Below are 25,969 nucleotides of genomic sequence, written 5' to 3'. Positions count from 1 at the left end.
ACTTCTTTGATCTGGAATCATCTTAACCGCCGAATTTAAACGGAATTTAAACCGAAGCAAAAAAAAAGACTGTCGATATTTTGTCGGCAGTCTAACTCGTTTTATGAGGGGTGTTATACCAGCTTCACCGTGCAGCTTGCTGCTTTTTCGCCGTTAAACAGCGCTTCAAGCACGTCGCCGTCATGCAGAGCGGCTACGCCGGCAGGCGTGCCGGTAAAGATAATGTCGCCTTCGCCAAGACCGTAACGCGAATCGATATGACGCACCAGCTCGGAGATGCTGAACAGCATATCCTTGGAATTGCCAAGCTGCGCTTGCTCGCCGTTGCGAATGAGGGCAAAATCAAAGGCTTTCAGCCCTTCCTCGCCCGGATAAGCCATCCATTCGCCAAGCGGAGCGGAGGCTTTGAAGCCTTTGGCATCCAGCCAAGGCTGGCCTTTTGCCTTCAGCTTGCTTTGCACGTCGCGCAGCGTCAGGTCGAGTCCTAGCGCCAATCCGTCAATAATCTCATCCGGCGACATGCCCGGTTCAAGCGGACGCGCGATGCGAAGCACCAGCTCCAGCTCGAAATGCACTTCTCCGCGTCCGCCCGGAATTTCGACGACGTTGCCGTTCATCGGCGCAACCGCATGAGAGGGCTTCGTAAAAACAAGCGGCTCCTCCGGTACTTCATTGCCCAGCTCAAGCGCATGCAGCCGGTAGTTCCGGCCGATGCAATAGATATTGCGAATATCGTTTGCCATGGTTGGAGTTCCTCCTAATAAGAATTGCGAATAACAATTGCGAAGTCATTTTTGCTCCGCAAGCATAAGTCTATTTCTTCTGAGCCGCGATCTTCTCCGCCAGCTCGTTAAGCTCCGCCCAGCGGTCCATCAGCTCTTCCAGCTTGGACTCCAACTGCTGCTGCTCTTCCACTAATTGCTGCAAGAGCGCGGAGTCGCTGCCCGCGTTATTCATCTTTTCCGTCACGGCCGCCAGCTGGCTTTCCGCTTTCTCGATCCAGCCGTCAATCTGCTCGTAATCCTTCTGGTCCTTGTACGACATGCGCAAACGTTCGCCGGATGGCTTGCTTCCGCCGTCTGCTGCCGCAGAAGGTTCTGCAGCTGGCTTAGCTGCCGCCTGTGCCGGTTTTACGCTGCCTGCCGAGTCGGTAGTGCCACCATACTTCTCGACATATTCCTGGTATTCGGTGTAGTTGCCGACATGCTGCGTAATGACGCCATCGCCTTCAAAAGCAAAGATTTTATCGACAGTCCTGTCAAGGAAGTAACGGTCATGGGATACCACAAACACAACGCCAGGGAAATCGTCGAGGTAATCCTCGAGTACCGACAAAGTCGCAATGTCCAGGTCATTGGTAGGCTCGTCGAGCAGCAGCACGTTAGGCGCATTCATCAGGACGCGCAGCAATTGCAGACGACGTTTCTCGCCGCCGGATAACTTGCCGATAATCGACCATTGCATCGCAGGCTCGAAAAGAAACCGCTCCAGCATCTGCCCAGCAGAAATGGTCGTGCCGTCTGCCGTCTTCACCTGCTCCGCTCCTTCGCGGATATACTCGATAACGCGAAGCGACTCATCCATCTCTTCATGCTCCTGCGAGAACCAACCCAGCTTAACGGTCATGCCAAGCTCGATCTTGCCTTCATCGGGCTTCAGCTTGTCCGCGATGAGCTTCAGCAAAGTAGACTTGCCTTCTCCGTTACGGCCAACGATGCCGACGCGGTCTTCCGGTACGGCGATATAGCTGAAATCGCGGATAAGCGTGCGGTCGCCAAACCGCTTGCTGACCGATTCAATCTCCACGATTTTTTTGCCTAGGCGCGTTGAAGCAACCGATACGTCCATTTTGCCGCCTGAATGCTTCGGCGCTTGCGCCTTAAGCGCTTCGAACCGGTCGATCCGGGCCTTCTGCTTGGTCGACCGGGCTTTCGCTCCGCGCCGGATCCATGCCAGCTCGTTGCGCAGCAGATTCTGCCGCTTGTCCTCCGAAGCCGCTTCCCGCTCCTCGCGTTCCACTTTCAGCTCGAGGAATCGGCTGTAGTTCGCTTCATAAAAGAAAGCCCGCCCTTTATCCAGCTCGATGACGCGGTTGCTTACCCGGTCCAGGAAGTAGCGATCATGGGTAATCATGAGCAGCGCGCCTCTGCGTTTTTGCAGCATGCTCTCCAGCCACGCAACGGATTCGTTATCAATATGGTTGGTAGGCTCGTCCAGAATAAGAATATCCGAAGGCTGCAGCAAAGCCGCCGCCATCGCCACGCGTTTTCTCTGCCCGCCGGAGAACGTCTCTACTTTATCGTTGAAGTTCTGAATACCAAGCCGGCCAAGCGCCGTCTTTGCTTCGGTTTCCAGCGTCCAGGCGTCCAGCTCGTCCATCTTCTGATTAGCTTTGATCAGCCGCTCCTGCAGCGACTCGTCGCTTGGCTTCAGCTCAAGCGCTTCAAGCGAAGCCGCATATTCGCGAACGGCGCGCAGCTGCGGCGAATCGCCGCCAAGCACATGCTCGAGCGCCGTCTCGCCCGGCGCAAATGTCGGGTCCTGCGCCAGCATCCGCACAACGACGCGGTTGCCGATCGAGATGCTGCCGGAGTCGGCAGGCTCAAATCCGGCGATAACCTTCAGGAACGTCGACTTGCCCGTTCCGTTGACGCCGATAATGCCGATTTTGTCGCCCTCCTCGACGCCAAAGGTAACGTCCTCGAAGAGCATTTTCTCGCCGTAGCTTTTCGTTATATGTTCAACTGATAATAAATGCATAATAAGTTACCCTACTTTACATCCAAAATGTGCAGCAGCCGGAGGCAACTGCCACCCGTATCATACCATATTCCGCCGCCCCCTGGCACCCGAAGCCATGCAAACATGCATGCTCAGCAACCCCGCCTCGCGCCTCATCCCTTACGCAGACAGCTTAACGATGTCGCGTATCGTTAAGCACCACTAACTGCCCCATTTCTGATACCTTAACGATACGGCGTATCGTTAAGCTTAGCCAAAACCGCCCATTTTGCTCATTCCGCCAACTTTTCTCTTCCCTTAACGATGTCGCGCATCGCCAAGCCCCCGCACTTCCCATTAATTAGTCACTTTAACGATGTCCTGCATCGTTAAGCTTAGCCAAAACCGCCCATTTTGCTCATTCCGCCAACTTTTCTCTTCCCTTAACGATGTCGCACATCGCCAAGACCCCGCACTTCCCACTAATTAGTCACTTTAACGATGTCGCGCATCGTTAAGCTTAGCCAAAACCGCCCATCTTGCTCATTCCGCCAACTTTTCTCTTCCCTTAACGATGTCGCACATCGCCAAGATCCCCGCACTTCCCACTATATAGTCACTTTAACGATGTCCCGCATCGTTAAGCTTAGCCAAAACCGCCCATTTTGCTCATTCCGCCAACTTTTCTCTTCCCTTAACGATGTCGCACGTCGCCAAGATCCCCGCACTTCCCACTAATTAGTCACTTTAACGATGTCCCGTATCGTTAAGCTTAGCCAAAACCGTCCATTTTGCTCATTCCGCCAACTTTTCTCTTCCCTTAACGATGTCGCACATCGCCAAGATCCCCGCACTTCCCACTATATAGTCACTTTAACGATGTCCCGCATCGTTAAGCTTAGCCAAAACCGCCCATTTTGCTCATTCCGCCAACTTTTCTCTTCCCTTAACGATGTCGCACGTCGCCAAGATCCCCGCACTTCCCACTAATTAGTCACTTTAACGATGTCCCGTATCGTTAAGCTTAGCCAAAACCGTCCATTTTGCTCATTCCGCCAACTTTTCTCTTCCCTTAACGATGTCGCACATCGTTAAGACCCCGCACTTCCCACTATATAGTCACTTTAACGATGTCCCGCATCGTTAAGCTTAGCGTAGCCAGCCTCCTGCAACCAAACCGGTCTCAGCTGCTTCAGCCTACCTTAAGACCCTTTAGGGACCTTAAGTAGCCCATTCACACTAGCTTGAACATCGTTAAAGTCCCTCAGGGACCTTAACCTCCACAATTCAGCGCAGATTAGCCAGCTACGCGATCCGCCTCCCGGACGGTCCGCGAACAAAAAAAAGGCTCCGGGAATCCCGGAGCCTGCCTCATCTATTAACGTTTGCCGACCATTGCTTCCGGCTTCACGTATTCGTCGAACTGCTCCGAAGTGAGAAGACCGCTTGCGATCGCGGATTCTTTCAGCGTCAGTCCTTTTTTGTGCGCGTTTTTCGCGATTGCCGCCGCGTTCTCGTAGCCGATGTACGGGTTCAGCGCCGTTACCAGCATAAGCGACTGCTCGAGATTGCGCTTGATAACCGCTTCGTTAGGCTCGATGCCGATCGCACAGTTATCGTTGAACGAGATCATGCCGTCCGCCATCAGAGCAACGGATTGCAGGAAGTTGTAAATAATAACCGGCTTGAACACGTTAAGCTCGAAGTTGCCTTGGCTTGCCGCGAAGCCAATCGTTGCGTCGTTGCCGAACACTTGGCAAGCGGCCATTGTCAGCGCTTCGCTTTGCGTAGGGTTTACTTTACCCGGCATGATGGAGCTGCCCGGTTCGTTCTCCGGAATGGAGATCTCGCCAATACCGCAGCGAGGACCGCTTGCCAGCCAGCGAACGTCGTTCGCAATCTTCATCAGATCCGCCGCGAGTGCTTTTACCGCACCATGCGCGTATACGATTTGATCATGGCTTGTCAGCGAGTGGAACTTGTTAGGAGCCGTGATGAACGTTTTGCCAGTCAGAGCCGTTACTTCTTCCGCTACCTTCACCGCGAAGTCCGGATGAGCGTTCAGGCCCGTACCAACCGCCGTACCGCCAAGCGCCAGCTCGCGCATTTGATCGATGCTTTGGATCAGCATCGCGCGTGTTTTCTCGAGCATCGCATGCCAGCCGCTGATTTCTTGGCCAAGCGTGATCGGAGTAGCATCCTGCAGATGCGTTCTGCCGATTTTGACGATGTTGTCGAACTTCTCCATCTTCTCGACAAATGTACCAGCCAGTACATCGATCGAAGGGATCAGCTTGTCTTCCACTTCGATGACGCCCGCGATATGCAGAGCTGCAGGGAACGTATCGTTCGAGCTTTGGGAACGGTTAACGTCGTCGTTCGGGTGGATGCGGGCTTCGCTGCCGCGTTCGGCAAGCAATTGGTTCGCACGGTGAGCAACCACTTCGTTCACGTTCATGTTCGTTTGCGTGCCACTGCCTGTCTGCCATACAACAAGCGGGAAATGCTCGTCCCATTTGCCAGCCAGAATCTCGTCAACCGCTTCGCCGATGACGCCGGCTTTCTCCGCATCAAGCTTGCCAAGCTTCAGGTTTGCGTTCGCAGCTGCCTTCTTGATGATCGCCATCGCATATACGACTTGAAGCGGCATTTTCTCGCCGCTGATTTTGAAGTTTTCCAAGCTGCGTTGGGTTTGAGCTCCCCACATTCTATCCGCAGCAACTTTGATCTCGCCCATTGTGTCTTTCTCAATCCGGTATTCCATGCTCTTTAACGGCCTCCTTCATGTTTACATGCACATAGTACTACTTTATACAAAATCACCGGGTCATTTCAATACGATTACCGCCTCATATCCATGCCGGGTCGGCATAATTCCAGGCCCGGCATGCAAAAACGCCCCAAGAGGGAGCGGCTAAGCTCTCCATCCCCGGGACGTTTCAAAATCTTACAGCCCTTTCGCGGCGCGATAGGCTTCCATATAGGCGCTTGCTTTTTGCTCGATCAGCGAGAAGTCGCCTGTTGCTACGGCATCCTTCGTCAGGTCGGAACCGATCCCTACGGCTACGGCGCCCGCTTTGACCCAATCCTTCAGGTTGGAGAGCGATACGCCTCCCGTTGGCATAATGTTTGCCTGCGGCAGCGGACCTTTAATGGATGGAATAATGCTTGGCGAGAACAGGTTGCCAGGGAACAGCTTAACTACGTCAACGCCCATCTCAAGCGCGCTTTGAATTTCATGAACCGTCATCGTGCCCGGCATAACCGGAATCGCGTAACGGTTGCAAAGCTTAATCGTATCCGGGTTAAAAGCAGGTGCCACTACAAATTCCGCTCCGGCCATAATCGCCGCGCGTGCCGTTTCCGGATCAAGCACGGTACCTACGCCGATAATAGCGAAGTTGTCCGCATCCGGCGAAGCCGTGCTGGAATACTCTTTGGACAGCTGTTCAATCGCACGGAGCGCGAACGGCACTGTCATCGTAATTTCAATCGCTTTAATTCCGCCTTTAATGGCACGGCGCGCCATCTCGGCTACTTCCTCCGGCGAATCCGCGCGCAGAACCGCTACGACACCCGCCTCTGTTAATTGCCCAAGTACTTTCAGCTTCTTCATGAAAAATGACCTCCCATAGTCATAGGTGAAATACACGCAAAAAGATTGAACATTCCCGCTCCATTATAGGCCTATGTTTAACCTTCGGACAACCCTGCAAAAAAACTGGTTCCGTTTTTGCTTGTAAGCGGATACTTATAATATACGAGTCAGACCTAACCAGAAAGGAATGAATCCAATGACAACGCCATCCGCCTCCCATCTGATTACGCCGGGCTCCACCCTTTTCTCCCTGATGACCCGCCACAAGGGCCAACTCATGACCGTATCGACCGCAGCCGGCGATGTACAAGGCATTCTGACGGCTTTTGACCCTGCTTACCTCACCTTGACCACGGATACGAACCAGACCAAATACGTGCTTGTTATGAATATTGCCTCGTTTACCTTCGAACCGGCCTATTAATCGCTTGGCGCAAGTAAAAAGAGGGTGTTCCCCGCAGCCATAACCGGCCCCAAAGGAACACCCTCCCATTGTCTATACTTCTTAAACTTCCGAATAATCGATTTCGAGGAATGCTTCTACTTCCTTCTCCCAACGCTCCGATACGAAGGCAACATGCAACGGATGCGCGTTATAAGCCTCGTAAGCCGCCTGATCGGCGAACTCCATCGAGAACCCGAATTTATAATCATTCTTCGGGCTTACTTGACGGAAAACCCGAAACTGCTGAACCGCGGGAATAGAACTCAGAATCGCTTTGCCGTCCTCGAGAAACTGACGTTCCTGCTCCGATCCTTCGGCATGTTTCAAGGTAAAAATAACGGAATGCTGAATCCACGTTGATGCGGGCAAGTGCTTCCTCTCCTTTTAGAACGCTATGATAGGCCAAGCCTGCCCTAAGTATATAATTAATAAGGACGGTCGCCAAGAATGGAAATCCGCTCCGCAACGCGGCGGTTCGGATAATAATCGGAAGAAGCGTAATGCTGGGTCGCGCGGTTATCCCACAGCGCAATCGAATTTTTCTCCCAGTTGAAGCGCACTTGGTACTCCGGAATCTCCGCTTGACGGAACAGGTACTGGAGCAGCTTCTCTCCTTCTTCCTCATCCAGGCCAACAATTCGCGTCGTAAATACCGGATTAACAAACAGGGTTTTCCGCCCCGTCTCCGGATGCGTGCGGACAACCGGATGCTCGGCGGCAGGGAATTCCGCCTGCTTCTGTGCCAGCAGCTCAGGCGGCATAAACCGTCCGAAGGTTGGCGTGAAATCGTGAATGGCCTTCAGCCCGTCAATGCGCTCCTTCACCTCATCCGGAAGGTTGTCATAAGCAGCGCCCATATCCGCCCACAGCGTATCCCCGCCCTGCGGCGGCACCTCGGACAATCGAAGAACGGCGCCCATGGAAGGTTCAAGACGCCAGGTGACATCCGCATGCCAGTTGTTCTCCTGCCCCTTCATGTTCGCATCCTTCTCGAAACGGGTAATCTCCGCCGCCGCGCCCTTTGGCAGGAACGGATGGTTCTCAAGTTCTCCCCATTGTCTTGCAAAATTCAGCTGCTGCTCGCTCGTAATGTCCTGATTGCGGAAGAACAACACCTTCCATTCCAGCAACGCGCGGTGAAGCTCTGCTTTTACCTCCGGCGATACTTGCTCTCTGAGGTCTACTCCTTCAATCTCGGCGCCAATCACCGGGCCAAGCGGCTTCAGCGTGAACAACGTATAAGGACGGTCTTCCAAGCCATCAGCCAAACGCTGCAGGTAACGCGGTCCTCCTTGAATCGTGCGTTTCGAAAAAAGATCAAATTGACGGGATGTGTCTACGGTTAATTGAGTCATGGTTAATCGCTCCTTTTATAAATGGTTTATTGGGACAGCTTCTCAAGAAAACTCGCGTCGACATGATCCTGGAAGCTAATCTTATTCTTAATGAAGCCGTTGCTGAGCAAGAGCTCCGCCGACTTCTGCTGCGCATCCAGCTCTTCCTGAGAATAAGCGCGAAGACTAGGCGCGGAGCTGGCGAGCAGGGCTTTAACCACGCCTGCATCAATCTTTTTCAGATCCGCATAAATCTTAACCGCTTCGTCGGTGTTGGCGTTCTGCCAATCAATCGCCTGCTTGTAAACCTTCAGGAACGCCGTGACAAGCTCCGGATTGCTCTTTGCAAAATCCGTTCTTGCGATAGCCGATACCGGTGCGACAATCCCTTCATTGGAGCCCGCGATAATCGTCGCTTTGCCCGATGCCGTCTCCTTCGTCGTGTAAGGATCCCACGTTACCCAAGCGTCCACCTTGCCGGTCTCGAAAGCCGGCAGCGCATCCTCCGGCTGCAGAGCAATCAGATTGACGTCCTTGTCGCTCAGCCCGTACTTCTCCAATACTTTCAGCAGGAACACATGCGCCGTTGTACCTTTGGCAACCGCAATGGACTTGCCCTTCAGGTCCTCAACCTTCGAGATCCCTTTATCCTTCGGCGTAATAATCGAGTTGGACAGCTTGCCATCGCTTAGAAGAGCAATGACCTCGAAAGGCAGGTTTGCCGATAAACCGGAAATCGTAGCGCCATCCCCCAGGAAGGAGAGGTCGACGCGTTTGGAAGCAAGCGACTCAAGCAGCGGAGGCCCGCTCTGGAATTCGCTCCAGCTGACATCGGCGTTTAGCGTCTTGAACTCCTCCTCAAGCCAACCCTTTTCCTTGGCCAGAAGCAGCGGCGATAATCCTCCGTTGATCGCTACGTTGACCGTTACATGCGGCCGTTCAGCCGCACCTCCGTTAGCCGATGCCGCGGATGCGGTTGAATCCTTTGACGACTTGCCGCCGCAGCCGGCCAGCACCGTCACCAGCGCGATTACCGACAAGGCTGTCAGCGTTAAAGCCCGAAATTTGTTTCTCTTCATCATGCTCCATCTCCCTTAATACAAGTTTATTTATTTGTTTAATCGGATTTAGAGAATAAAAAAAGATTCGATCCCTACCCTCCCCCTGTGATCAGGTAAAAGGTTAGGAAATCGAATCTCCGGTCGTCCAGTCGATTCTTCATTCTCTTCGTTCGACAAACTGATAAAATGATCAATTTGTCATTTGGTGATTCTGATGATACCAGCTGACTTTTTTGGCTGTCAACCACTTTTTTCCGATTATTCCAACCTGCTTGGTTTACTTTTTCACAACAAGCCTCAGCATAATATCGACGGCATGACCGGAAGGCTCGCCGAAGCCGCGGTAGCCCCATATCGACGTGCTTTGAAACAGGGACAGCAGCAGCGTTGCCAGTTCAACCGCATCCCCTTCCACGATTGTACCTTCCGCCTGCCCGTCGCGTATAATATCCGCGAGCAGATCGCGGTTAGCCTGGGCTTTCTTATTAATTTCCGCTTTCTCCTCCGGATTCAGCACCTCGGTCGCCTGCGCCTGCAGCACCACCCAGAAATGTGTGGACGTCCTGCCCGTTTGCAGGTATATTTCGATGAGCCACCTGAGTTTATCCAATGCCGTACCACTGCCGCCGCGCGCTTCGAACAGCAGCTCGGTATACCTTTCCTGCGAGGACTGTACAAGTGCCAATAGAATCTTCTCCTTGGATTCGAAAAAATTATAAACATGACCGTAGCTTAATCCCGCTTCGGTCGCAATATCGGATATTTTCGCAACGGCTACGCCGCGCACGGTAAATACGGAAGCCGCTGCCGTCAATATCTGATTGCGGCGCAGTTCCCTCTGCTGCTGGTCTTTGATGACGTTCCTGGCCATAATATCTGCTCCTTCGCCATGATCCTCTCAAGAGGTTCTCATACGCTCATTCCTGTTTCCTTCGCATTTCTGTTAGAATGGATAGGCATGAGCAATTTATCGGGGGTTAATAAATGGATTATATAATTCTGGACATTGAATTTAACGGACGCAAATTCGCAAGCGATCTTCCCATGGAAGTCATTGAGATTGGCGCCGTACGGCTGAATGCCGATTTGAAGCAGACCGATATTTTTTCTTCCTTGATCAAGCCGGTCTACTTCTCCAAGCTGAATTCCTTTATCAAGAAAAAGACGGGTATTCCGCAGGAAGAGATTGATATAGCGCCAAAATTCCCTCGCGTGATCGGCGAGTTTATTAAGTGGCTGGACCGCGGAGAGCCCTTTATGCTCTTTACTTGGGGCGGCGAAGACCTGAAACGGATCGTCTACGATACGCGGATGCATAAGCTGGATGACGCTTTCTGGCTGTCCATGGATACTTTCGACCTGCTGAAGGGTTATCTCCGCTATAAAAATATCACAAACGACGTCAGCGTAGAAGCCGCTTTGGCCGATCTTAACCTGGTCTTCGAAGGGAATGCCCACCGGGCGCTGGACGATGCGATTATGACGGCCGACGTATTCCGCGCCATCTTCGATCACTTGGATCTCGATGCTTATAAGCAGAAGTACAAGGATCTGTACACCAACGCGAAGGAACGCCGCATGGTCAAAAACGCCGTGCGCGCGATGCGTACTCAAAAGGCAGCCCCCACTTGGGAGCTGCTGGTCAGCAAGCATTTGGAAGGCAAGATTGCTTTAACGGATCCGCGCAAGGAAGCCGAGCTGAAGGAATATTTCGAAGCGGAGGCCGCCAAGCTCCCGCCGCGGCAGGCTCCGCCGCAGCAAAGCCCCGCCGGCAGCTAACCCCTGTAGCTGTCGCGCCATTTGAGCAGGCGCCGCTCCAGCACCCGTACCAGCGAGTCCGTCAGCTTGCCGACGGCAGCAAACAGGATAATGCCGATAAACACCACCTCGGTGCGCATAAACGACCGGGCATCTTGGATCAAGTAGCCGATGCCCCGGTCGGCACCCATCAGTTCCGCCACGACAAGCACCAGCCACGCAATACTGATCGAAAGCCGGAGTCCCAGCAGCACGTTGGGCATTGCCGCCGGAAGGACAAGGCGGATCATCTGGTTCACCTTCTTGAATTCCAATACCCTCGCCACGTCAAACAGCTTGGAATCCACGTTCCGTACGCCAAGAAACGTATTTACATACAGCGGGAAAAACGCTCCCAGCGCAATCAGCAGAATTTTCGACGTCTCCCCAAACCCAAACCACAAAATAAACAGCGGCGTAATCGCAAGGAGCGGTACGGTGCGGATCATTTGAACAGTAGGATCTACGATCTCCTCAACCTTGCTGAACATGCCAACCGTAAGGCCAAAGAGCAGGCCAAGACTGCCGCCAAGCAGAAAGCCGAGCAGCGCCCGGAGTACGCTGATCTCCAGATGGCGGAACAGCTCGCCGGAGACGATCATTTCATAAAACTCTTTAATAATGGAGGATGGCGCCGGGAACATCATCGCGTCTACGATTCCCGTGCCGCTGACATATTGCCAACTTCCAAGAATAATAAGAGGCAGCAAGCTGCCCATCAGAAGCTTTCTTCCCTTGAAATCGCCTTTCTTCCTCGAGGCGCGAACAGCAGCGGCAGGCTTGGAAGCCGCCGGGGATACTCCTTTTAATGCTTCAGTTGCAGGATTGGACATGGTTATCTTCCTTTCATGGCTCCGAATGTTCGGTCGTTGCTCCTTGTGACGCTCCGGTTATTCGATCGATTGCTCCTTGCGATTTGGCGCTACGGTTATTTCGGTCGACTGCTCCTTGCGGCGCTCCGGTTGATCGATCGATTGTTCCTTGCGGTTTGTTTCTTGAATTAGAATTTTCATAGGTTGAAACAAACACGCAATAGTCACACTCGACCGATCAACCTCCGCTAACAGCGCGGACATTCGCACTCGACCAAACAACCTTCGCTAGCCGCTAAAACACGCAATAGTCGCACTCGACCGAAAAACCTTCGCTAGCCGATACAAAACACGCAAAGTTACATTCCACCGAAACAATCTCCGCTGGACGCTAAAACAAGAGGCCTAAACATCGGCCAGAGTTAGATGGTATACGTTTCTTTATCCGGCTCTTCGTGGTCGAGAGCCCGGAGGATTAACGTACGGAGGTCCTGGAACGCCGAGCCCGTTCTTTTGCGAGGGAACGGAAGATCGATTGGAACAATCGTCTTGATTCGGCCGGGACGAGGGTCCAGTACGATAACCCTATGCGACAGGAACACTGCCTCGTCGATATCGTGGGTGACGAACAGCATCGTTGTGCGGTTTTCGCGCCAAATATCGAGCAGAGCCTCCTGCATATGGCTGCGGGTGAAGGCATCCAGCGCGCCAAAAGGTTCATCGAGAAGCAGCACCTTCGGATTGCGGAGCAGCGCCCTCGCGATAGCCACCCGCTGGGACATGCCCCCGGACAGCTGCTTCGGGTATGCTTTTTCGAAGCCCTCCAATTTAACCAGCTTGATCAGCTGATCTACCTTCTTGCGGGTCTCCGGATTGCGGAGAGACAGATCGGCCGCGATGTTGCGTTCAACCGTTAACCAAGGGAATAGACGATGCTCCTGAAAAATAAACCCTTTCTCCTGGGAAGGCTTCTTCACTTGCTCCCCTTCAAGCAGAACACGGCCTTCGATATCGACATCCAGCCCCGCTACAATCTTGAGCAGCGTGCTTTTCCCGCAGCCGCTAGGTCCAATAATCGATACAATCTCCCCTTGATTGATGGTCAGCTTCAACCGGTCAAGCACGGGAACCGCTTCGTTAGAATTACGGAACGTTTTGCTTACGTCTACAATCTCCAATAATGCCGTCGACATTGCCGGCACCTCCTCTGTTTGATTGCTTCCCCTAATTTTTTTATTCCGCATTGGAATAGTTGGAATTAGGATATAAAAAAAGATCCAATGGACGTCTAAGCAGACAGCTCCATTGAATCTCTGGTTGGTCCAGTCGATTCGATCTCCTGTTACAGACTGACATTTTCGTCAATCCGTATCTGTTGATAAGATCATAGCGGGTTGGGAAAAAGCTGTCAATCGTTTTTTGAAGTCTAAAACCAACAGTTTCAAATTGCTCCCTTTACCCACCTGTAGTAGTATTACATGTTGGGGTTTTTATACGAATTTTATCGCATGGGAGAAGTATCATTCATGAATCGCGCATCCAAGTCTTTCTCCGCCTACGAGCTTCTCTACGTCGTTGGCATCATCGCCATCTCGTTCTCGTCCATCTTCATCAAATGGTCCAGCGCCGAGCCTTCGGTTATCGGCATGTACCGACTCTATCTGACTGTCCTGATTATGCTGCCGCTGGCATGGAAATATAAGCAGGTACTGCTCTACCATACGGCCCGCCAGCTTCTGCTGCTGCTTGCTTCGGGTATAATGCTCGCTTTGCATTTCCTGTTCTGGATGTCGTCGCTCAAGCATACCACGGTTGCAAGCTCAACGATCTTCCTGGCGCTTGAACCGGTGCTCGTCATGCTGGGCTCTTATCTCATCTTCAAGACAAAAGCCAACAAAATGATGCTGCTCGGCATGGGAATTGCCATGATCGGCACGGTCATTTTCGGCTCGAGCGACCTGGCCTTATCGAAGGAAGCCTTGTACGGCGACGTCCTGTCGATTCTCGGCACGATTGCGGTAGCGCTCCATATGCTGATCGGCAAGCAGCTCCGGAGCAGCACAAGCGCCTTTGCCTATAACTTCCTTGTGTTTGCCATTGCCGCTACAACGCTTGCCGGCTATAACCTTATTCAAGGCTACCGGTTTACCGGCTACAGCTCGCATGAGTGGGGCATTTTCCTGCTGCTGGCGATTGTGCCAACGCTGTTCGGCCATTATCTGTTCAACTGGCTGCTGAAGTATATGAACGCAACGGCCGTCTCCATGTCCGTGCTGGGCGAGCCCGTTATCGCTTCGCTGTTAGCCTGGGCGCTGCTCAAAGAAGCGTTGACCGGCTGGCAGTTAGGCGCAGGCATCGTGATCCTCTTCGGCGTATGGCTGTTTATGCGCCACGGCAAAGAGTAGTTTGTTTTTCGCTTTCAGGGCAGAGAAAATGTATCTTCTGGAGAGCGTTAGCGCCTGCCTTTGCCTTGCCTTTGCAACCTTTAAAAATTGTTCAGGCAAAGGGAAGGCAACAGCAGCGGAAGAAGATACATTTTCTCGTGCTCCTGCTATTAAGCGAAAAACAACTCTCTCTACCGGCAGTAAGCCACGACCTCATCGTAAGACAGGTTGCCGCCGAAGATGTCCAGCGCGCTGCCGATCGTGATGTCCAGCTTGCCGCCTGTCAAACGGCGGAACAGCTCGAGATCCTCCAGCGATCGGGCGCCGCCGGCATAGGTCGTCGGGATCGTTACCCAATCCGCCAGCTGCTTCACCAAGCTTTCCAGAATGCCCGTCCGCTTCCCTTCCACATCTACCGCATGCACGAGAAACTCGCTGCAATACGATTCCAGCTCGCGAAGATTCGCTTCGTTCACCTGGAAGCTGCTGAAGGTCCGCCATTGGTTCGTCACGACATACCAGCTTCCGTCCTTTTGCTTGCAGCTTAGATCAATCACAAGCTTGTCCTTGCCAACCTCGGAGACAATCCGCTTCAGGTTGTCCATATTCAGCTCGCCGTCACGGAAAATATAAGACGTCACAATAACCTGCGAAGCGCCCGCTTCGAGGTATTTTGCCGCATTGTCCGCCGTAATCCCTCCACCGATCTGCAGGCCTCCCGGGTATTCGCGCAAAGCGTTCAATGCCGCTTCTTCATTTCCTCCGCCCAGCATAATGACGTGACCGCCTGTCAGCGCATCCCGCTTGAACATCGATGCGTAATAAGCCGAGTCATGCTCGGACACAAAATTTTCAACCACGCGCCCCGGATTGGCATCCAGCGTCTCTCCGACAATTTGCTTCACTTTCCCGCTATGCAGGTCGATACACGGTCTGAACTTCATGCGATCTCCTCTTTCTCGTCTTTAAGTCCTTTTATTGTAACAGAACTGTCCGCTATGTCGTATGCCGCATAGGCAAAATTTTAAAGCCTTCGAACGGATGGGCGTATGTTACACTAGAATACGAGAGTTAATAGAGAAGGAGATTCGCGACTGATGAAGTTTGTTTCCTGGAATGTAAACGGCCTTAGAGCCTGTGTAAATAAAGGATTTTTGGATTATTTTAACGAGATGGACGCGGATTTCTTCTGCCTGCAGGAGACGAAGCTTCAGGAAGGACAGATTAACCTGGAGCTTGGCGAAGCTTATCATCTGTTCTGGCATTATGCCGAGAAAAAAGGGTACTCCGGCACGGCGATCTTTACGAAGCACAAGCCTCTATCCGTAAGCTACGGCTTAGGCGAAGAGGACGAGGATAACGAAGGACGGGTAATTACGCTTGAGTATGAGAACTTCTATCTCGTAACGGTGTACACGCCAAATGCCAGACGGGACCTGTCGAGGCTGGATTTCCGGCTGGCTTGGGAGGAAATGTTCAGGGGTTATCTCACTAAGCTGGATGAACATAAACCGGTGATCGTATGCGGGGACTTGAACGTGGCTCATCAGGAAATCGATCTGAAAAACGCGAAGTCGAACCGGGGCAACTCCGGCTTCACCGACGAGGAACGGGAAAAAATGACGCGTCTGCTTGACGCCGGATTTATCGATTCCTTCCGTTACCTGTACCCGGATCGGACGGATGCGTACACCTGGTGGTCTTTTATGCCGAAGATCAGAGAACGGAATGTCGGCTGGCGCATCGACTATTTCCTAACATCCGCAAGACTTGCTCCGTCCATTGCTGATGCCGGCATCGATTCCCAAATTCTCGGCAGCGACCATTGCCCGGTTGTGCTCACCCTGGACATGGAAAAGGGACATCAAGCTTAACGCTTAATGTCCCAATCCTGCACATCAATAAACATGCCGTAATCGGAAGGATGTACGCCGGTGACAGCATTATTCACTGCGCCCAATGAACGGGTCGCGTAAACGGACAGCATCGGCACATCTTCCGCCATAATTTGCTGCAGCCTGCTGTAGGATTCCTTAATGTCGGCTTCGGTCTTCTCCGATTTCAGGAAAGCGAGCAGCATGTCCACTTCGGGATTACGGTACCCGTTGGGATTGCCCTCCTGCAGAAAATAGCTAACGTCCGGCAGAGGGTTAACGAGTGACATCGAGACCGTCATAACACCAAGATCGTAGTCTCTTTCAACGATTTTATGGATTAGAGCGTCCAGACTTACCGTCTGAATCTCCGCGTCTATTCCAACAGCCTTCAAATCATCGGCTGCCATCCGGGCTGCCTGCTCCAGCGTGCTGTCCCCGGCCAAGACGGATAACGTCAGCTTTGTACCGGGTATCCAGCCTGACTCCGCGAGCAGGCTTTTTGCTTTGTCCGGATCATATTCCGCCTGCTTGACCGACGGGTCAAGGTAAGGGCTGTAGCTGGTGAATAATCCGTCTACCGTCTCTCCCGCTCCCCGCAGCAGATCGTTGACAATCCTCTCCCGGTTGATCGCGTAAGAGATTGCTTTCCTTTGCCTTGCATCCGGCAGCTCTTGTTCATTGATATACATGAATTGGGTCGCAACGGATGGCCCATTGATCGTTGTCACATTCGGGAGCGATTTGATTTTACCGTAATCTTCAATCGGGATAACCCCAAACGACGGAATATTGAGATCCACATCTCCGCTTTCGAGCTGATCGGCAAGCGCCTGGCCCTTCAATATTTTAAAGTTTAACCGGCCGATTTTTGGCACTCCCTTGAAATAACCGGCGTTTGCCTTCAACTGGACAAGTTGATCCCGCACGTAGTTATCGAACTGATAAGGACCGCTGACGACAGCTGATTTTTGCACAAAATCACCGTTCCTCAGTTGATCAACCGATGCATTCTCAAGCGCTTTTTTGGGAAGCGTAAACAAGTTCCGGCCTATAGCGTCCTGCATAATGGTTAAGGTTGTCGGTTCCTTGGTTTTTATCGTAAGCGTATGCTCGTCCACGGCTTGCACGCCGGTTAACCCCAACTGCTCCTGCAGCCGGAACCCCGCTGAATCTGTCCCCTCTATAATGGAAAACATATACGCATAAGTCGAAGCAATCTCCCTGCTTGTCATCAGCTGCAGCGTAAAAACAACATCATCCGCCGTGACGGGACTCCCGTCGCTCCATTTGGCGGCCGGACTCAGATTGATCGTAAATAACCTATGATCCAATGTTGTAATGGAATCCGCCAGCATCGGCTTAAAGGCCAGATCCTGATCCAGTTCAAAAAGCGGCAAATACATTAAACCGGAAATATAAGAAGAGACCTGTCCAACAGGCGACAATGGATTAAGAGTATTTGGGGAGTACGTTACTCCGATATTAACGGTTTTTGCCGAGGAGATCGGCTTCATGGATAGTTCCGTTCTACTGCATGCCGATAGGATAAACAGCATAGCTATCAGCAGTCCTAACAGGGAGCGCATACGACTAAAGTTATGCATGGCTGCTTCACTCCTCTTCAACAATCCAAGCGTAAACGACTGCCGGAAGCATGCGTTTCGCGAAAGATACCTCTTCCTATAGTTTACCACTATATGTCTAATCGTGGAATCTATCCCTGAAACGACTTGGCGCTTCCCCGGTCCACCGCTTGAACTGTCTGCTGAAATGAGCAATATTGTTGTAGCCAAGTCTCGAGGAGATCTCTTCAATCGTCAGCTCAGGATCCATCAGCAGCAGCTTCGCCTTTTTCAGCATAATCGTGGATAAATATTGCCTCGGGGATACGCCAAAAGCCCTACTAAACAGACGGTTCACCGACGAGGTGCTGTATCCGACCGCAGCGGCAATCGAGGTGACCGTATCTTTGTCGTTCATCAGTCCGGCAGCCGCAGCCTCCTCCACCGCTTCCTCCAGCATGATAGCGACCCGCGAAGCCAGCTCCGAATTTCTAAGGCCGGCAGGGTCCTGATTCAGCTTGGACAATGTACCGCTAAGGGAGGCAAACAGCTCGAATAACGCGGACAGGACATGCATGCGGGCTTCCGTTCGCAGCACCGCTTCTTGCGACACCGTTAATCCGATCAGCTTGTCCAGCGCCGGCCTTATCGCCATAGCAAGCTCGCTGTCCGAGGGATAAAAGCATCTTGGACTGCGGCAGAGCAGCTCGCGGAAGGAAGGCTCGTCCACGTCAAAATGAAGGCAGTAATACGTCATGTCTTCCTCCCCCGACACCCGGCTTTCATGCAGGTCGCCAGGCCTGAAGAGTAGCAGGTCGCCCGCCTGTTGCGTGTAGCTTTCCCGTTCAACGCTAAACTGCTGGGTACCCGTCAGAACCAGATTGATCTCAAACAACGGATGCTTGTGAAGCGGATAACTCCAGCCAGGATCAACGGTTCGGGAGTGGGCTCCGAACACCCGGAAGGTCGAGTCCATATCGGGCAGCATATACTCCCTTTTTTGACGTTCTTTTTGCTCCATTTCAATTTCCTCTCCGGCGGCTGCCCCAGCATGATCGATTTGGGTAAATTATATCCTGCTATGGATATGGGATAGCGCTTAATCCCTTGATAATATAAAGATATTATAACATACCAGCCACAATAAGACGGTAGCGGAGAATGGTAAATACCATACATCTCCAGTCTTTCCAATGGCTAATTTGCTGATCTGATGAGAGGAGATTTTTGTCGAAATGGCTACTATTACGAACCCTATTTTACCAGGCTTTAATCCGGATCCTTGCATTTGCCGCGTAGGCGAAGATTATTATATTGCGGTATCGACCTTCGAGTGGTTCCCGGGCGTGGGGATTTACCATTCCAAGGATCTGAAAAACTGGCGGCTTGCTTCCCGTCCGCTGAATCGTCTGAGCCAGTTGAACATGATGGGCAACCCGGATTCCGGCGGGATCTGGGCGCCTCAATTGTCCTACAGCGACAATCAGTTCTGGCTGATCTACACGGACGTAAAGGTTGTTGAAGGCCAGTGGAAGGACTGCCACAACTACCTGGTTACCTGCGATACGATTGACGGTGAATGGTCCGAGCCGATTCATATGAACAGCTCCGGCTTTGATCCTTCCCTCTTCCATGATGAGGACGGCAAAAAATATTTCGTAAATATGATGTGGGATCAACGCGTTGGCAATCACCCGTTCTACGGGATCGTGCTGCAGGAGTATGATGCGGCCGAGCAGCGTCTGGTCGGCAAAGCGGAAATCATTTTCAAAGGCACCGATATTAAGCTGACGGAAGCGCCGCATTTGTACAAAATAGGCGGCTATTACTACCTCCTGACTGCTGAGGGCGGTACAAAATACGATCATCAGGCGACGATTGCCCGCTCGAAGGATCTCCGTGGACCGTATGAGGTGCATCCGGAAAATCCGCTTATTTCTTCGCATGCCCATCCGCGGATTGCGCTGCAAAAAGCGGGACATGCTTCCATCGTTCAGACGCATACGAATGAATGGTTCCTTGTCCACCTGGTAGGGCGTCCGCTCTCCCGCGAAGGACAACCATTGCTGGACCCGCGCGGCTATTGCCCGCTTGGACGGGAAACAGCTATTCAACGTCTGGAATGGCATAACGATTGGCCTTATGTGGTAGGCGGCAATAAACCTTCGCTGACTATTGAAGGACCAAACATCGAAGAAGTGGTGTGGGGACCCGACTTCCCCGAGAAGGACGAGTTCGATTCGGAGACGCTGAATCACCATTTCCAGACGTTGCGTATTCCGCTCGGCGAGAACATTGTATCCTTGAAAGACAACCCGGGCCATCTGCGTATCTACGGGAAAGAATCGCTGACTTCGAAGTTCACGCAGGCTTTTGTTGCCCGCCGCTGGCAGCATTTTAACTTCACCGCGGAGACAAAGGTAGCGTTTAGCCCTGAGTCGTTCCAGCAATCCGCCGGTCTGGTGAACTACTATAATACGCAGAACTGGACCTCCTGCCAGATTACCCGTCACGAAGAGAAAGGCCGCATTCTTGAGCTGGTTGCCTGCGATAACTTCTCGTTCTCGCAGCCGCTGCAAGGCTCCGAGGTTGTTATCCCGAACAACGTGGAATACGTATTCCTCCGCGTTAATGTCACGGAGCTGACGTACCGCTACTCGTACTCGTTCGACGGCGACAGCTGGACAACGCTGCCGGTTACCTTCGAGTCGCATAAGCTGTCGGATGATTACATTCAGGGCGGCGGCTTCTTCACCGGCGCATTTGTCGGCATGCAATGCCAGGATACTTCGGGCAGAGGCTTGTATGCAGACTTTGACTATTTTGTTTACAAAGACAACTAGACTCAGAAGAGGAAAAGGACATCTGAGCTGGCGGGATTCGGAGACATCTGAGCTCGTCATGGCGGGAATTGTTCTCCTTCCGGTTGCTGTTGCCCGTGTGAAATTTTGATTATACTCGTTTAACCAGATTTCACACTGACAAAGGCAAGCGCTCCGCTCCTCTAGGAGAACAATTCCCTCTATTCCTCGCCGTTGTCTTATTTTTTGGGGGACCGAAAGAAAGGAAGGCCGCTTTATTGGGCCTTCCTTTTTTGTTTGTAATGCCTTGTTTTATATACAGTAAACATACCTAAACCAGGTTTATAGACCTGAGAAACCTTTTTTCCATCACCATAAAACAATATGCAATCTCCGTTAAGCAGCAGAGAAACCTTCTGATCTGATTCTAAGGTGATTTGTAACCTTAGCGGTCCTCCCTTTGGAACTGGTCCATAGTACCGGGTAATATCTTTCTTTGATAATTTATTAAAGAAATCAATGAAATTATTCACCTCATCTTTAGTAAGTGGAAATCTCTTATTGTGCGGGCTAGTAATAGCGGCAGATTTAATTTTCTGTGTAATTAAAGGACTAATTTCTCCTAGATAACTGATGTCTCTAGATACAGGTTGAGTGGCAAGCACCACACCGCTTCTAGTTGACTCGGCAAACAAGATAACAACTGCCAAGGCTAGTACACTTGAGATTATATATTTATGTATTGTATTCATATCCTTACCCCGCAATTGTTTATTTGCATAGTATTTCTTGATATTGTCAGGGCATTCATATACTTTGGATAAAAGAGTATTAAAAGGAATGATGAGACGATGACAAGGGACGATCTAAGCAATATCATAGAACGGCGCGAAGAAGGACGAGCAAAGCAGGATCAAGAGATTTTAAGCGAGGTACGCGAACAGCTGTTAGAACTGCTATCCGAATATCCCGATGATGCGGAGGTTAATTACCAGATGGGGATCGCCTGCGATAATTCCGGTCTTGGAGATAAAGCGATCCCTTATTACGAACGGGCAATCGAGTTAGGACTGTCCGGTGCTGATCTGGAACGATGCCTGATGGGACTCGGCAGCACTTACCGTTACTGGGGACAATACGACAAAGCGGTCGCGACTTTGAGCAGAGGGATGAAGGAATTTCCTGAGAACCGAGCTATTCAAGTATTTCTCGCCATGGCGCTGTATAACAGCCAAAACTACAAGGAAAGCGTAGAGCTTCTGATCACTAACCTCATGGAGAGCACCACGGACGAGAAGCTTCAATATTTCAAGCGCGGAATAAACTATTACAAGGATAATCTCGATGAAACGGCTTTAAACGAATAGCCCTTGCATGGTAAACATCCACGGCATCCAGACGAACAAGCCCACCGCCTCCGTTTGGAGCCGTTCGGCGAGCTTGTTCGCCTTCATGTTGCTATTCCGCTATTGTCCGCAGCCCCTGGCCCGCTTCGACAACCACTTCATCCGCCGGCATCTGCCGCAATCGGACATCCCGCTCAAGACCTTCGCCGGTTAGGATGTTGCCGGCGATTCGCACGCCGCTGCAGGCCGTTAGCATTATGAGACTTCGCACAGGCTTATCCGCATCCGCAGTCATGACGATCTCGTTGCTTATAAAATCGATCAGTCCCGTGCTTTTCGCGCCAAGCGCCGCAGCGTCCCGCGTCTCGATCCTGTTGCCCTCGATGCGGATACCGGCATGCACTGGCCGGGCGACATCCAGCTCGGTATTTTCCGGAGCGATCACGATGACAGGGTGATCCGGCCCGCCGCATTCGATAAACTGGTTGTTCCGGATCGTCAGGTCCCCTACCTTCCCCGACTCATACCAGCTCTCGGCGTCGTCGGCTACGGAAATGCCGCTCATCGTCATTCGCTCGAAAAGGTTGTCCTCGATGACGACCTTGCGGCGCGTCGTAATGAGTACGCCACGCGTTGGAATGCGGGCGAAATAATTGCCCGTGATCCGCACCTCTGGCGTCCATGTCACGTTTTCGACGACGTCATCCGGACGGATGTCCGACGGGACAGGCGCCTCTAGCGTTAGCAGCACCTCGCGCGGGCTGAGCCGCTCCATCGTCTTGACGGTGCCCGAGCCGTAGGCGAGCAGCGAGGCGTGACGAACGAATTCGATCTCGTCGCCAGGGATGAAGGCGTCGAAGCCGTAGGTTTGATGGTGCATGAAGCGCAGCACCAGTTGATCCGGCGCCGGCGTGCCAACAATCCGAAGATGGGTGCCATGCGCGTTGATCGGGTCGTCATGGCCGCCAACGAACCGGCTGTCCGCAATTTCCACCTTCCCCCGGCATCCCGACAGATGGATAAAATCGGCGAACGCGGTCACCGTCCTGCCCGTTTCCGCGCGGGGCGAGAAATCCATCTGCTTGAAGCTTAGATTCTCGCTGAATTGGCCGACGATCCCAAGGCCATGCATGAAATGCATGCCAACTCCGCTCCACGATACATCGCGGCTCCGATGGATAAATGCTCCGACCTGGTCGCGGATGCCGTCGCGCATCTGTAATACCCGGCCTGCGGTCAGGCCGGATATTTCGCTTCCATCCTCAACAAAAACCCTCAGCCGGTTCGGCGCCAGCTCCTCCACCTTGGATGCCCGTTCAACTATATTGTAGATCCTCCAGGTCGTATCACGGATGGGGTCGTATTCCTGCATCGGCCCTTTCGTGAACCGCCAGCCCTCTCCAATCCAGACCAGCCGGCCCCCCTCAATCGCATAACGGCTGTCAGAATGAACCTCCGCGTCGAAATAATCGCTTCCCACGGCGGTGATGGTCATTTCCGTCACTGTAGGCCATTCGTAATCGGCATGCAGATTGCGGATCCGTATGCCTTCGCAGCCGTCAATCGCCAGCATCGTCATCTTGCCGTGGAAGACAAGCAGCGCGCCGTTGCCCTCGAGCGTCAGATCCTTCAACCCTTTGAGCAAAATGCCGATCGTCTTCGTCACGTCGGGATTCTCCGACTCGCTGGCCGTATTCGAAATATAATAAGGCGCCCGGACGGCCTCGTCCGGATGGAAATCGTAGCGTCCCCGCGGAATATCCAGCAGGACGGGTCCCTGAACGCGCGATGCGGCTTCAATGGCCCGGCGCATGGCCGGCTGAGCGTCCGCCCCCGAATCGGGAACCGCTCCATAATCAGTCAAGCGGATAACAACCGGATTCTCTGAAATGATCAACACCATCCTCAAATAATAAGTTAAGCGCTTAATATACTTTACAATGATTAACTAGCCCGTTCAATATCGATTGCGGGAGCGGACAACGAACCACCTGATTGCCTGGATCCAAACTTGCCTGTCCGGGCTATAACCACATCTGCTTATGCGCGTCAATTATCGACCCTGGAGATGGCAAAAAGCCGACGGACGCCTTTCGGTTCCATCGGCCTGTCTATTGCATTTACAGCGCGACCAGCTGTCCCAGCTTCGCGGACTCGTAGGCGGCCAGCGCCACGGCGGCGGACCGCAAGCCGTCTTCGCCGGTTATCGGCACCGGCCGGCCCTCCAGCAGCGACCCTACGAACGATTCGATCATCAGCCGATCCATGTCGTCGCCCCAATAGCTCCAGCTGCCTTTGCCGGCCAGATCGCTGTACACCTCATTCTTCTGGGCGAAGCCGTCGACAGAGATGCTGCCTTTCGTGCCGATGATTTCCATCGTTACGTCGCCCCAGGTCGGGAACGATTTCGGCCGGGACCAGCTCGTATCGATGACGGCGAAGGCGCCTCCGGCGAACTTCACGTGAACGAGGCCCGCGTCGTCGATTTTCGTTTCGCCGAACCGCGATGCCGCGTATCCGTAAACCTCCTTAACCTCGGAGCCAATCATCCAGTTGAGCAGATCCATCACATGAACCGTATGGTCAAGCAGCGCTCCGCCGCCCGACAGTGCTCTGTCGGTAAACCAGCCGCCGGGATTCGTCCCGTGGTTGGTTCCTTTGACGGCGACGATGTCGCCGATATCGCCGCGCTCGATCGCGGCTTTGGCGCCGGTCACGGCCGGCAGATAGCGGCACGGAAAAGCGGTCATCAGTTGGACGCCGTTATCCCGTGCGGCGGCGATCATCCGTTCCATTTCGCTGACGGAGATGCCAAGCGGCTTCTCGCACAGCACATGCTTCCGCGCCTCTGCCGCCGCGATCGCATGCCTGGCATGATGGACATTCTCCGAGCAGATGACGATGGCATCGGCGTCGGTAGCGAGCAGCTCCCGATAGTCGGCATAGTAAGGCAGGCCGGTGCGTTCGACGATCGAGGCTACGCGGCTCTGCGATTCGTCGGCGATGCCGACGATCTCGACCTCCGGCATAGCAGCCAGACTCGCCAAATAGCTGTATGCATGGCCGTGCGCGAAGCTGATCAGACCTACTTTCAGTTTTTTCACCGTTTACTCCTCCTTGCGATTATAATAAAACGACTTTTCCCGTCTGTATCGATTCCAGCGCGGCCAGCGCAATGCGGAGCGCCTCCCGCGCATCCTCCGCCGTAACAAGCGGCTCCGCGCCGTCCCGCACGCACGCCAGAAAATGCGCCAGCTCCCGGTCGTACGGACTCAGAACGCCCGGGCTTTGCGGAATTTCGGCGAACCGCCCATCCCGTTCGGCTTGGGCGCGGGTGCGGACATGCAGCGAGCCGGAAGCCGCGCTGTCCAGACGGATCAGTCCCGCGGAGCCGGAAATTTCGGCCGCATACCGGAACGGACCGGGGTCGCCCCAATGCGCTTCCAGGTTGGCTGCAGCCCCGTTTGCGAATTCCAGCGTCACCAGTGCGTAATCCGAGTCGTCCTTGCAGGCGTTCATGGCGTAGACCGATTTGACCTCTCCCCAGATCCACCTCATAAAATCGATGTCATGGATCATCATGTCGACGATAACGCCGCCGCTTTTCGCATGGTCCTTGAACCAGTCTCTCGCGATTCCGGGATGGCCGCCGACCCGCTTCGTATGGGCTACGCCGGGTTCGCCGATTTTCCCTTCTTTAATCTGCCTGCGTACCTGCTCGTATTCAGGAAAAAACCGGACGACATGTCCAACAAACAGCCGAACGCCGTTACGGCGGCATGCCTCGATGATCTCGTCTGTATCCTCCAGCGACAGCGCGACCGGCTTCTCGCAAATCACATGCTTGCCGGCTTCCGCCGCCTCCAGTACAGCTTGCTTGTGCAAATAGCTCGGCAGCGCGATGCTGATGACCTGCGGATCCGTCTCTTCCAGCATATCGGCGAAAGAGCAGAAGGCCCGCATTCCCGTCTTGCTGGCTAGCTCGCCGGCCAGTTCCGCATCGATGTCGCATACGCCGACTAACTCCGCATCCGCCATTCCGGCGAAGCTTTGCGCATGCACATGCCCCATGCCACCGCAGCCTAACACCGCTACTCTCATCTCGGACACTCTCCTTCTTTTATGGTATACTTCACATGAATGATCTTAGTACGAGGGTTTGCGGGCCACAATTACGATATTTGGGCCTTTTGTATCCAAATTGACTATGGCGCAAAGAAGGCGATCAACC

Annotated in this window: 24 protein-coding genes; 6 read left to right on the top strand and 18 right to left on the bottom strand. The window is 53.0% G+C overall.

Annotation, left to right across the window (positions count from 1 at the left end):
• Window positions 1–113 precede the first annotated feature (113 nt).
• The 4 genes from ACR9FF_RS04030 to ACR9FF_RS04015 all read right to left on the bottom strand — a co-directional run bounded on the left by ACR9FF_RS04030 (window position 114) and on the right by ACR9FF_RS04015 (window position 6,337).
• Complete coding sequence (locus ACR9FF_RS04030; RefSeq protein WP_435169199.1) at window positions 114–743, bottom strand: fumarylacetoacetate hydrolase family protein; 630 nt, start codon at window positions 741–743, stop codon at window positions 114–116.
• A 70-nt stretch (window positions 744–813) separates the two neighbouring features.
• Window positions 814–2,760 (bottom strand): ABC-F family ATP-binding cassette domain-containing protein, encoded by a 1,947-nt coding sequence (locus tag ACR9FF_RS04025; protein WP_435169197.1) that lies wholly within the window; start codon window positions 2,758–2,760, stop codon window positions 814–816.
• A gap of 1,339 nt (window positions 2,761–4,099) precedes the next feature.
• A complete protein-coding gene (gene fumC / locus ACR9FF_RS04020; RefSeq protein ID WP_435169195.1) occupies window positions 4,100–5,485 on the bottom strand; it encodes a class II fumarate hydratase in 1,386 nt (461 codons plus the stop codon).
• A gap of 183 nt (window positions 5,486–5,668) precedes the next feature.
• Window positions 5,669–6,337: a bifunctional 2-keto-4-hydroxyglutarate aldolase/2-keto-3-deoxy-6-phosphogluconate aldolase gene (locus ACR9FF_RS04015; protein WP_015842390.1), complete on the bottom strand. Its 669-nt coding sequence runs from the start codon at window positions 6,335–6,337 to the stop codon at window positions 5,669–5,671.
• Window positions 6,338–6,515: 178 nt separating this feature from the next.
• On the opposite strand from ACR9FF_RS04015, the gene ACR9FF_RS04010 reads away from it, so the two are divergent.
• Window positions 6,516–6,743, top strand: coding sequence for a DUF2642 domain-containing protein (locus ACR9FF_RS04010; protein ID WP_162862767.1), 228 nt, complete (start codon window positions 6,516–6,518; stop codon window positions 6,741–6,743).
• An 81-nt stretch (window positions 6,744–6,824) separates the two neighbouring features.
• On the opposite strand, the gene ACR9FF_RS04005 is transcribed toward ACR9FF_RS04010, so the two are convergent.
• From ACR9FF_RS04005 to ACR9FF_RS03990, 4 genes are all read right to left on the bottom strand, one after another.
• Complete coding sequence (locus ACR9FF_RS04005) at window positions 6,825–7,133, bottom strand: Dabb family protein (protein WP_435169192.1); 309 nt, start codon at window positions 7,131–7,133, stop codon at window positions 6,825–6,827.
• A gap of 56 nt (window positions 7,134–7,189) precedes the next feature.
• Entirely contained in the window at window positions 7,190–8,119 is a 930-nt protein-coding gene (locus tag ACR9FF_RS04000) for a TauD/TfdA dioxygenase family protein (RefSeq protein ID WP_435169190.1), read from the bottom strand.
• 26 nt (window positions 8,120–8,145) lie between these two features.
• Window positions 8,146–9,180: an aliphatic sulfonate ABC transporter substrate-binding protein gene (locus ACR9FF_RS03995; RefSeq protein ID WP_435169188.1), complete on the bottom strand. Its 1,035-nt coding sequence runs from the start codon at window positions 9,178–9,180 to the stop codon at window positions 8,146–8,148.
• Window positions 9,181–9,436: 256 nt separating this feature from the next.
• Window positions 9,437–10,030, bottom strand: coding sequence for a TetR/AcrR family transcriptional regulator (locus ACR9FF_RS03990; RefSeq protein ID WP_435169186.1), 594 nt, complete (start codon window positions 10,028–10,030; stop codon window positions 9,437–9,439).
• Window positions 10,031–10,143: 113 nt separating this feature from the next.
• Between ACR9FF_RS03990 and ACR9FF_RS03985 the strand changes: the two genes are divergently transcribed.
• Window positions 10,144–10,938, top strand: coding sequence for an exonuclease domain-containing protein (locus tag ACR9FF_RS03985; protein WP_435169184.1), 795 nt, complete (start codon window positions 10,144–10,146; stop codon window positions 10,936–10,938).
• Here ACR9FF_RS03985 and ACR9FF_RS03980 read toward each other — a convergent pair.
• The 3 genes from ACR9FF_RS03980 to ACR9FF_RS03970 all read right to left on the bottom strand — a co-directional run bounded on the left by ACR9FF_RS03980 (window position 10,935) and on the right by ACR9FF_RS03970 (window position 12,961).
• Window positions 10,935–11,789 (bottom strand): ABC transporter permease, encoded by an 855-nt coding sequence (locus tag ACR9FF_RS03980; RefSeq protein ID WP_435169182.1) that lies wholly within the window; start codon window positions 11,787–11,789, stop codon window positions 10,935–10,937. The genes ACR9FF_RS03985 and ACR9FF_RS03980 overlap by 4 nt on opposite strands.
• Before the next feature lie 57 nt (window positions 11,790–11,846).
• Window positions 11,847–11,969, bottom strand: a complete 123-nt coding sequence (locus ACR9FF_RS03975) for a hypothetical protein (RefSeq protein ID WP_435169180.1) — start codon at window positions 11,967–11,969, stop codon at window positions 11,847–11,849.
• 221 nt (window positions 11,970–12,190) lie between these two features.
• Window positions 12,191–12,961: an ABC transporter ATP-binding protein gene (locus ACR9FF_RS03970; protein WP_127496643.1), complete on the bottom strand. Its 771-nt coding sequence runs from the start codon at window positions 12,959–12,961 to the stop codon at window positions 12,191–12,193.
• A 333-nt stretch (window positions 12,962–13,294) separates the two neighbouring features.
• Here ACR9FF_RS03970 and ACR9FF_RS03965 point away from each other — a divergent pair, with 333 nt between their 5' ends.
• Window positions 13,295–14,173, top strand: a complete 879-nt coding sequence (locus tag ACR9FF_RS03965) for a DMT family transporter (protein ID WP_435169178.1) — start codon at window positions 13,295–13,297, stop codon at window positions 14,171–14,173.
• 170 nt (window positions 14,174–14,343) lie between these two features.
• Here the strand turns inward: ACR9FF_RS03965 and hisA are convergent, their stop codons facing one another.
• Entirely contained in the window at window positions 14,344–15,096 is a 753-nt protein-coding gene (hisA, locus tag ACR9FF_RS03960) for a phosphoribosylformimino-5-aminoimidazole carboxamide ribotide isomerase (RefSeq protein ID WP_317982128.1), read from the bottom strand.
• 153 nt (window positions 15,097–15,249) lie between these two features.
• Here hisA and ACR9FF_RS03955 point away from each other — a divergent pair, with 153 nt between their 5' ends.
• The gene (locus ACR9FF_RS03955; RefSeq protein WP_435169176.1) at window positions 15,250–16,026 is read left to right on the top strand and encodes an exodeoxyribonuclease III; all 777 of its coding nucleotides are present in this window, start codon (window positions 15,250–15,252) and stop codon (window positions 16,024–16,026) included.
• On the opposite strand, the gene ACR9FF_RS03950 is transcribed toward ACR9FF_RS03955, so the two are convergent.
• Together ACR9FF_RS03950 and ACR9FF_RS03945 are read right to left on the bottom strand one after the other, a co-directional pair.
• Window positions 16,023–17,633 carry an ABC transporter substrate-binding protein gene (locus ACR9FF_RS03950; RefSeq protein WP_435169174.1) on the bottom strand — a complete coding sequence of 537 codons (1,611 nt, stop codon included), beginning with the start codon at window positions 17,631–17,633 and terminating at the stop codon, window positions 16,023–16,025. The two genes, ACR9FF_RS03955 and ACR9FF_RS03950, sit on opposite strands and share 4 nt — an antisense overlap.
• Window positions 17,634–17,730: 97 nt before the next feature.
• Window positions 17,731–18,612, bottom strand: a complete 882-nt coding sequence (locus tag ACR9FF_RS03945) for an AraC family transcriptional regulator (RefSeq protein ID WP_201006733.1) — start codon at window positions 18,610–18,612, stop codon at window positions 17,731–17,733.
• 214 nt (window positions 18,613–18,826) lie between these two features.
• Here ACR9FF_RS03945 and ACR9FF_RS03940 point away from each other — a divergent pair, with 214 nt between their 5' ends.
• A complete protein-coding gene (locus ACR9FF_RS03940; RefSeq protein ID WP_435169171.1) occupies window positions 18,827–20,434 on the top strand; it encodes a glycoside hydrolase family 43 protein in 1,608 nt (535 codons plus the stop codon).
• Window positions 20,435–20,667: 233 nt separating this feature from the next.
• On the opposite strand, the gene ACR9FF_RS03935 is transcribed toward ACR9FF_RS03940, so the two are convergent.
• Window positions 20,668–21,144: a hypothetical protein gene (locus ACR9FF_RS03935; RefSeq protein ID WP_435169169.1), complete on the bottom strand. Its 477-nt coding sequence runs from the start codon at window positions 21,142–21,144 to the stop codon at window positions 20,668–20,670.
• 99 nt (window positions 21,145–21,243) lie between these two features.
• Here ACR9FF_RS03935 and ACR9FF_RS03930 point away from each other — a divergent pair, with 99 nt between their 5' ends.
• Entirely contained in the window at window positions 21,244–21,759 is a 516-nt protein-coding gene (locus ACR9FF_RS03930; protein ID WP_435169167.1) for a tetratricopeptide repeat protein, read from the top strand.
• A 91-nt stretch (window positions 21,760–21,850) separates the two neighbouring features.
• Here the strand turns inward: ACR9FF_RS03930 and ACR9FF_RS03925 are convergent, their stop codons facing one another.
• From ACR9FF_RS03925 to ACR9FF_RS03915, 3 genes are all read right to left on the bottom strand, one after another.
• The gene (locus tag ACR9FF_RS03925) at window positions 21,851–23,641 is read right to left on the bottom strand and encodes an alpha-1,3-galactosidase-related protein (protein ID WP_435169165.1); all 1,791 of its coding nucleotides are present in this window, start codon (window positions 23,639–23,641) and stop codon (window positions 21,851–21,853) included.
• A gap of 217 nt (window positions 23,642–23,858) precedes the next feature.
• Window positions 23,859–24,842: a Gfo/Idh/MocA family protein gene (locus tag ACR9FF_RS03920; protein ID WP_435169163.1), complete on the bottom strand. Its 984-nt coding sequence runs from the start codon at window positions 24,840–24,842 to the stop codon at window positions 23,859–23,861.
• 19 nt (window positions 24,843–24,861) lie between these two features.
• Window positions 24,862–25,839, bottom strand: a complete 978-nt coding sequence (locus ACR9FF_RS03915) for a Gfo/Idh/MocA family protein (protein ID WP_435169161.1) — start codon at window positions 25,837–25,839, stop codon at window positions 24,862–24,864.
• Window positions 25,840–25,969 lie beyond the last annotated feature (130 nt).

The organism is Paenibacillus glycanilyticus (assembly GCF_051200795.1).
GTDB classification, from domain to species: domain Bacteria; phylum Bacillota; class Bacilli; order Paenibacillales; family Paenibacillaceae; genus Pristimantibacillus; species Pristimantibacillus glycanilyticus.
The sequence above is the reverse complement of the archived record's forward strand: the minus strand, read 5'-3'. Positions and strand labels throughout refer to the sequence as shown.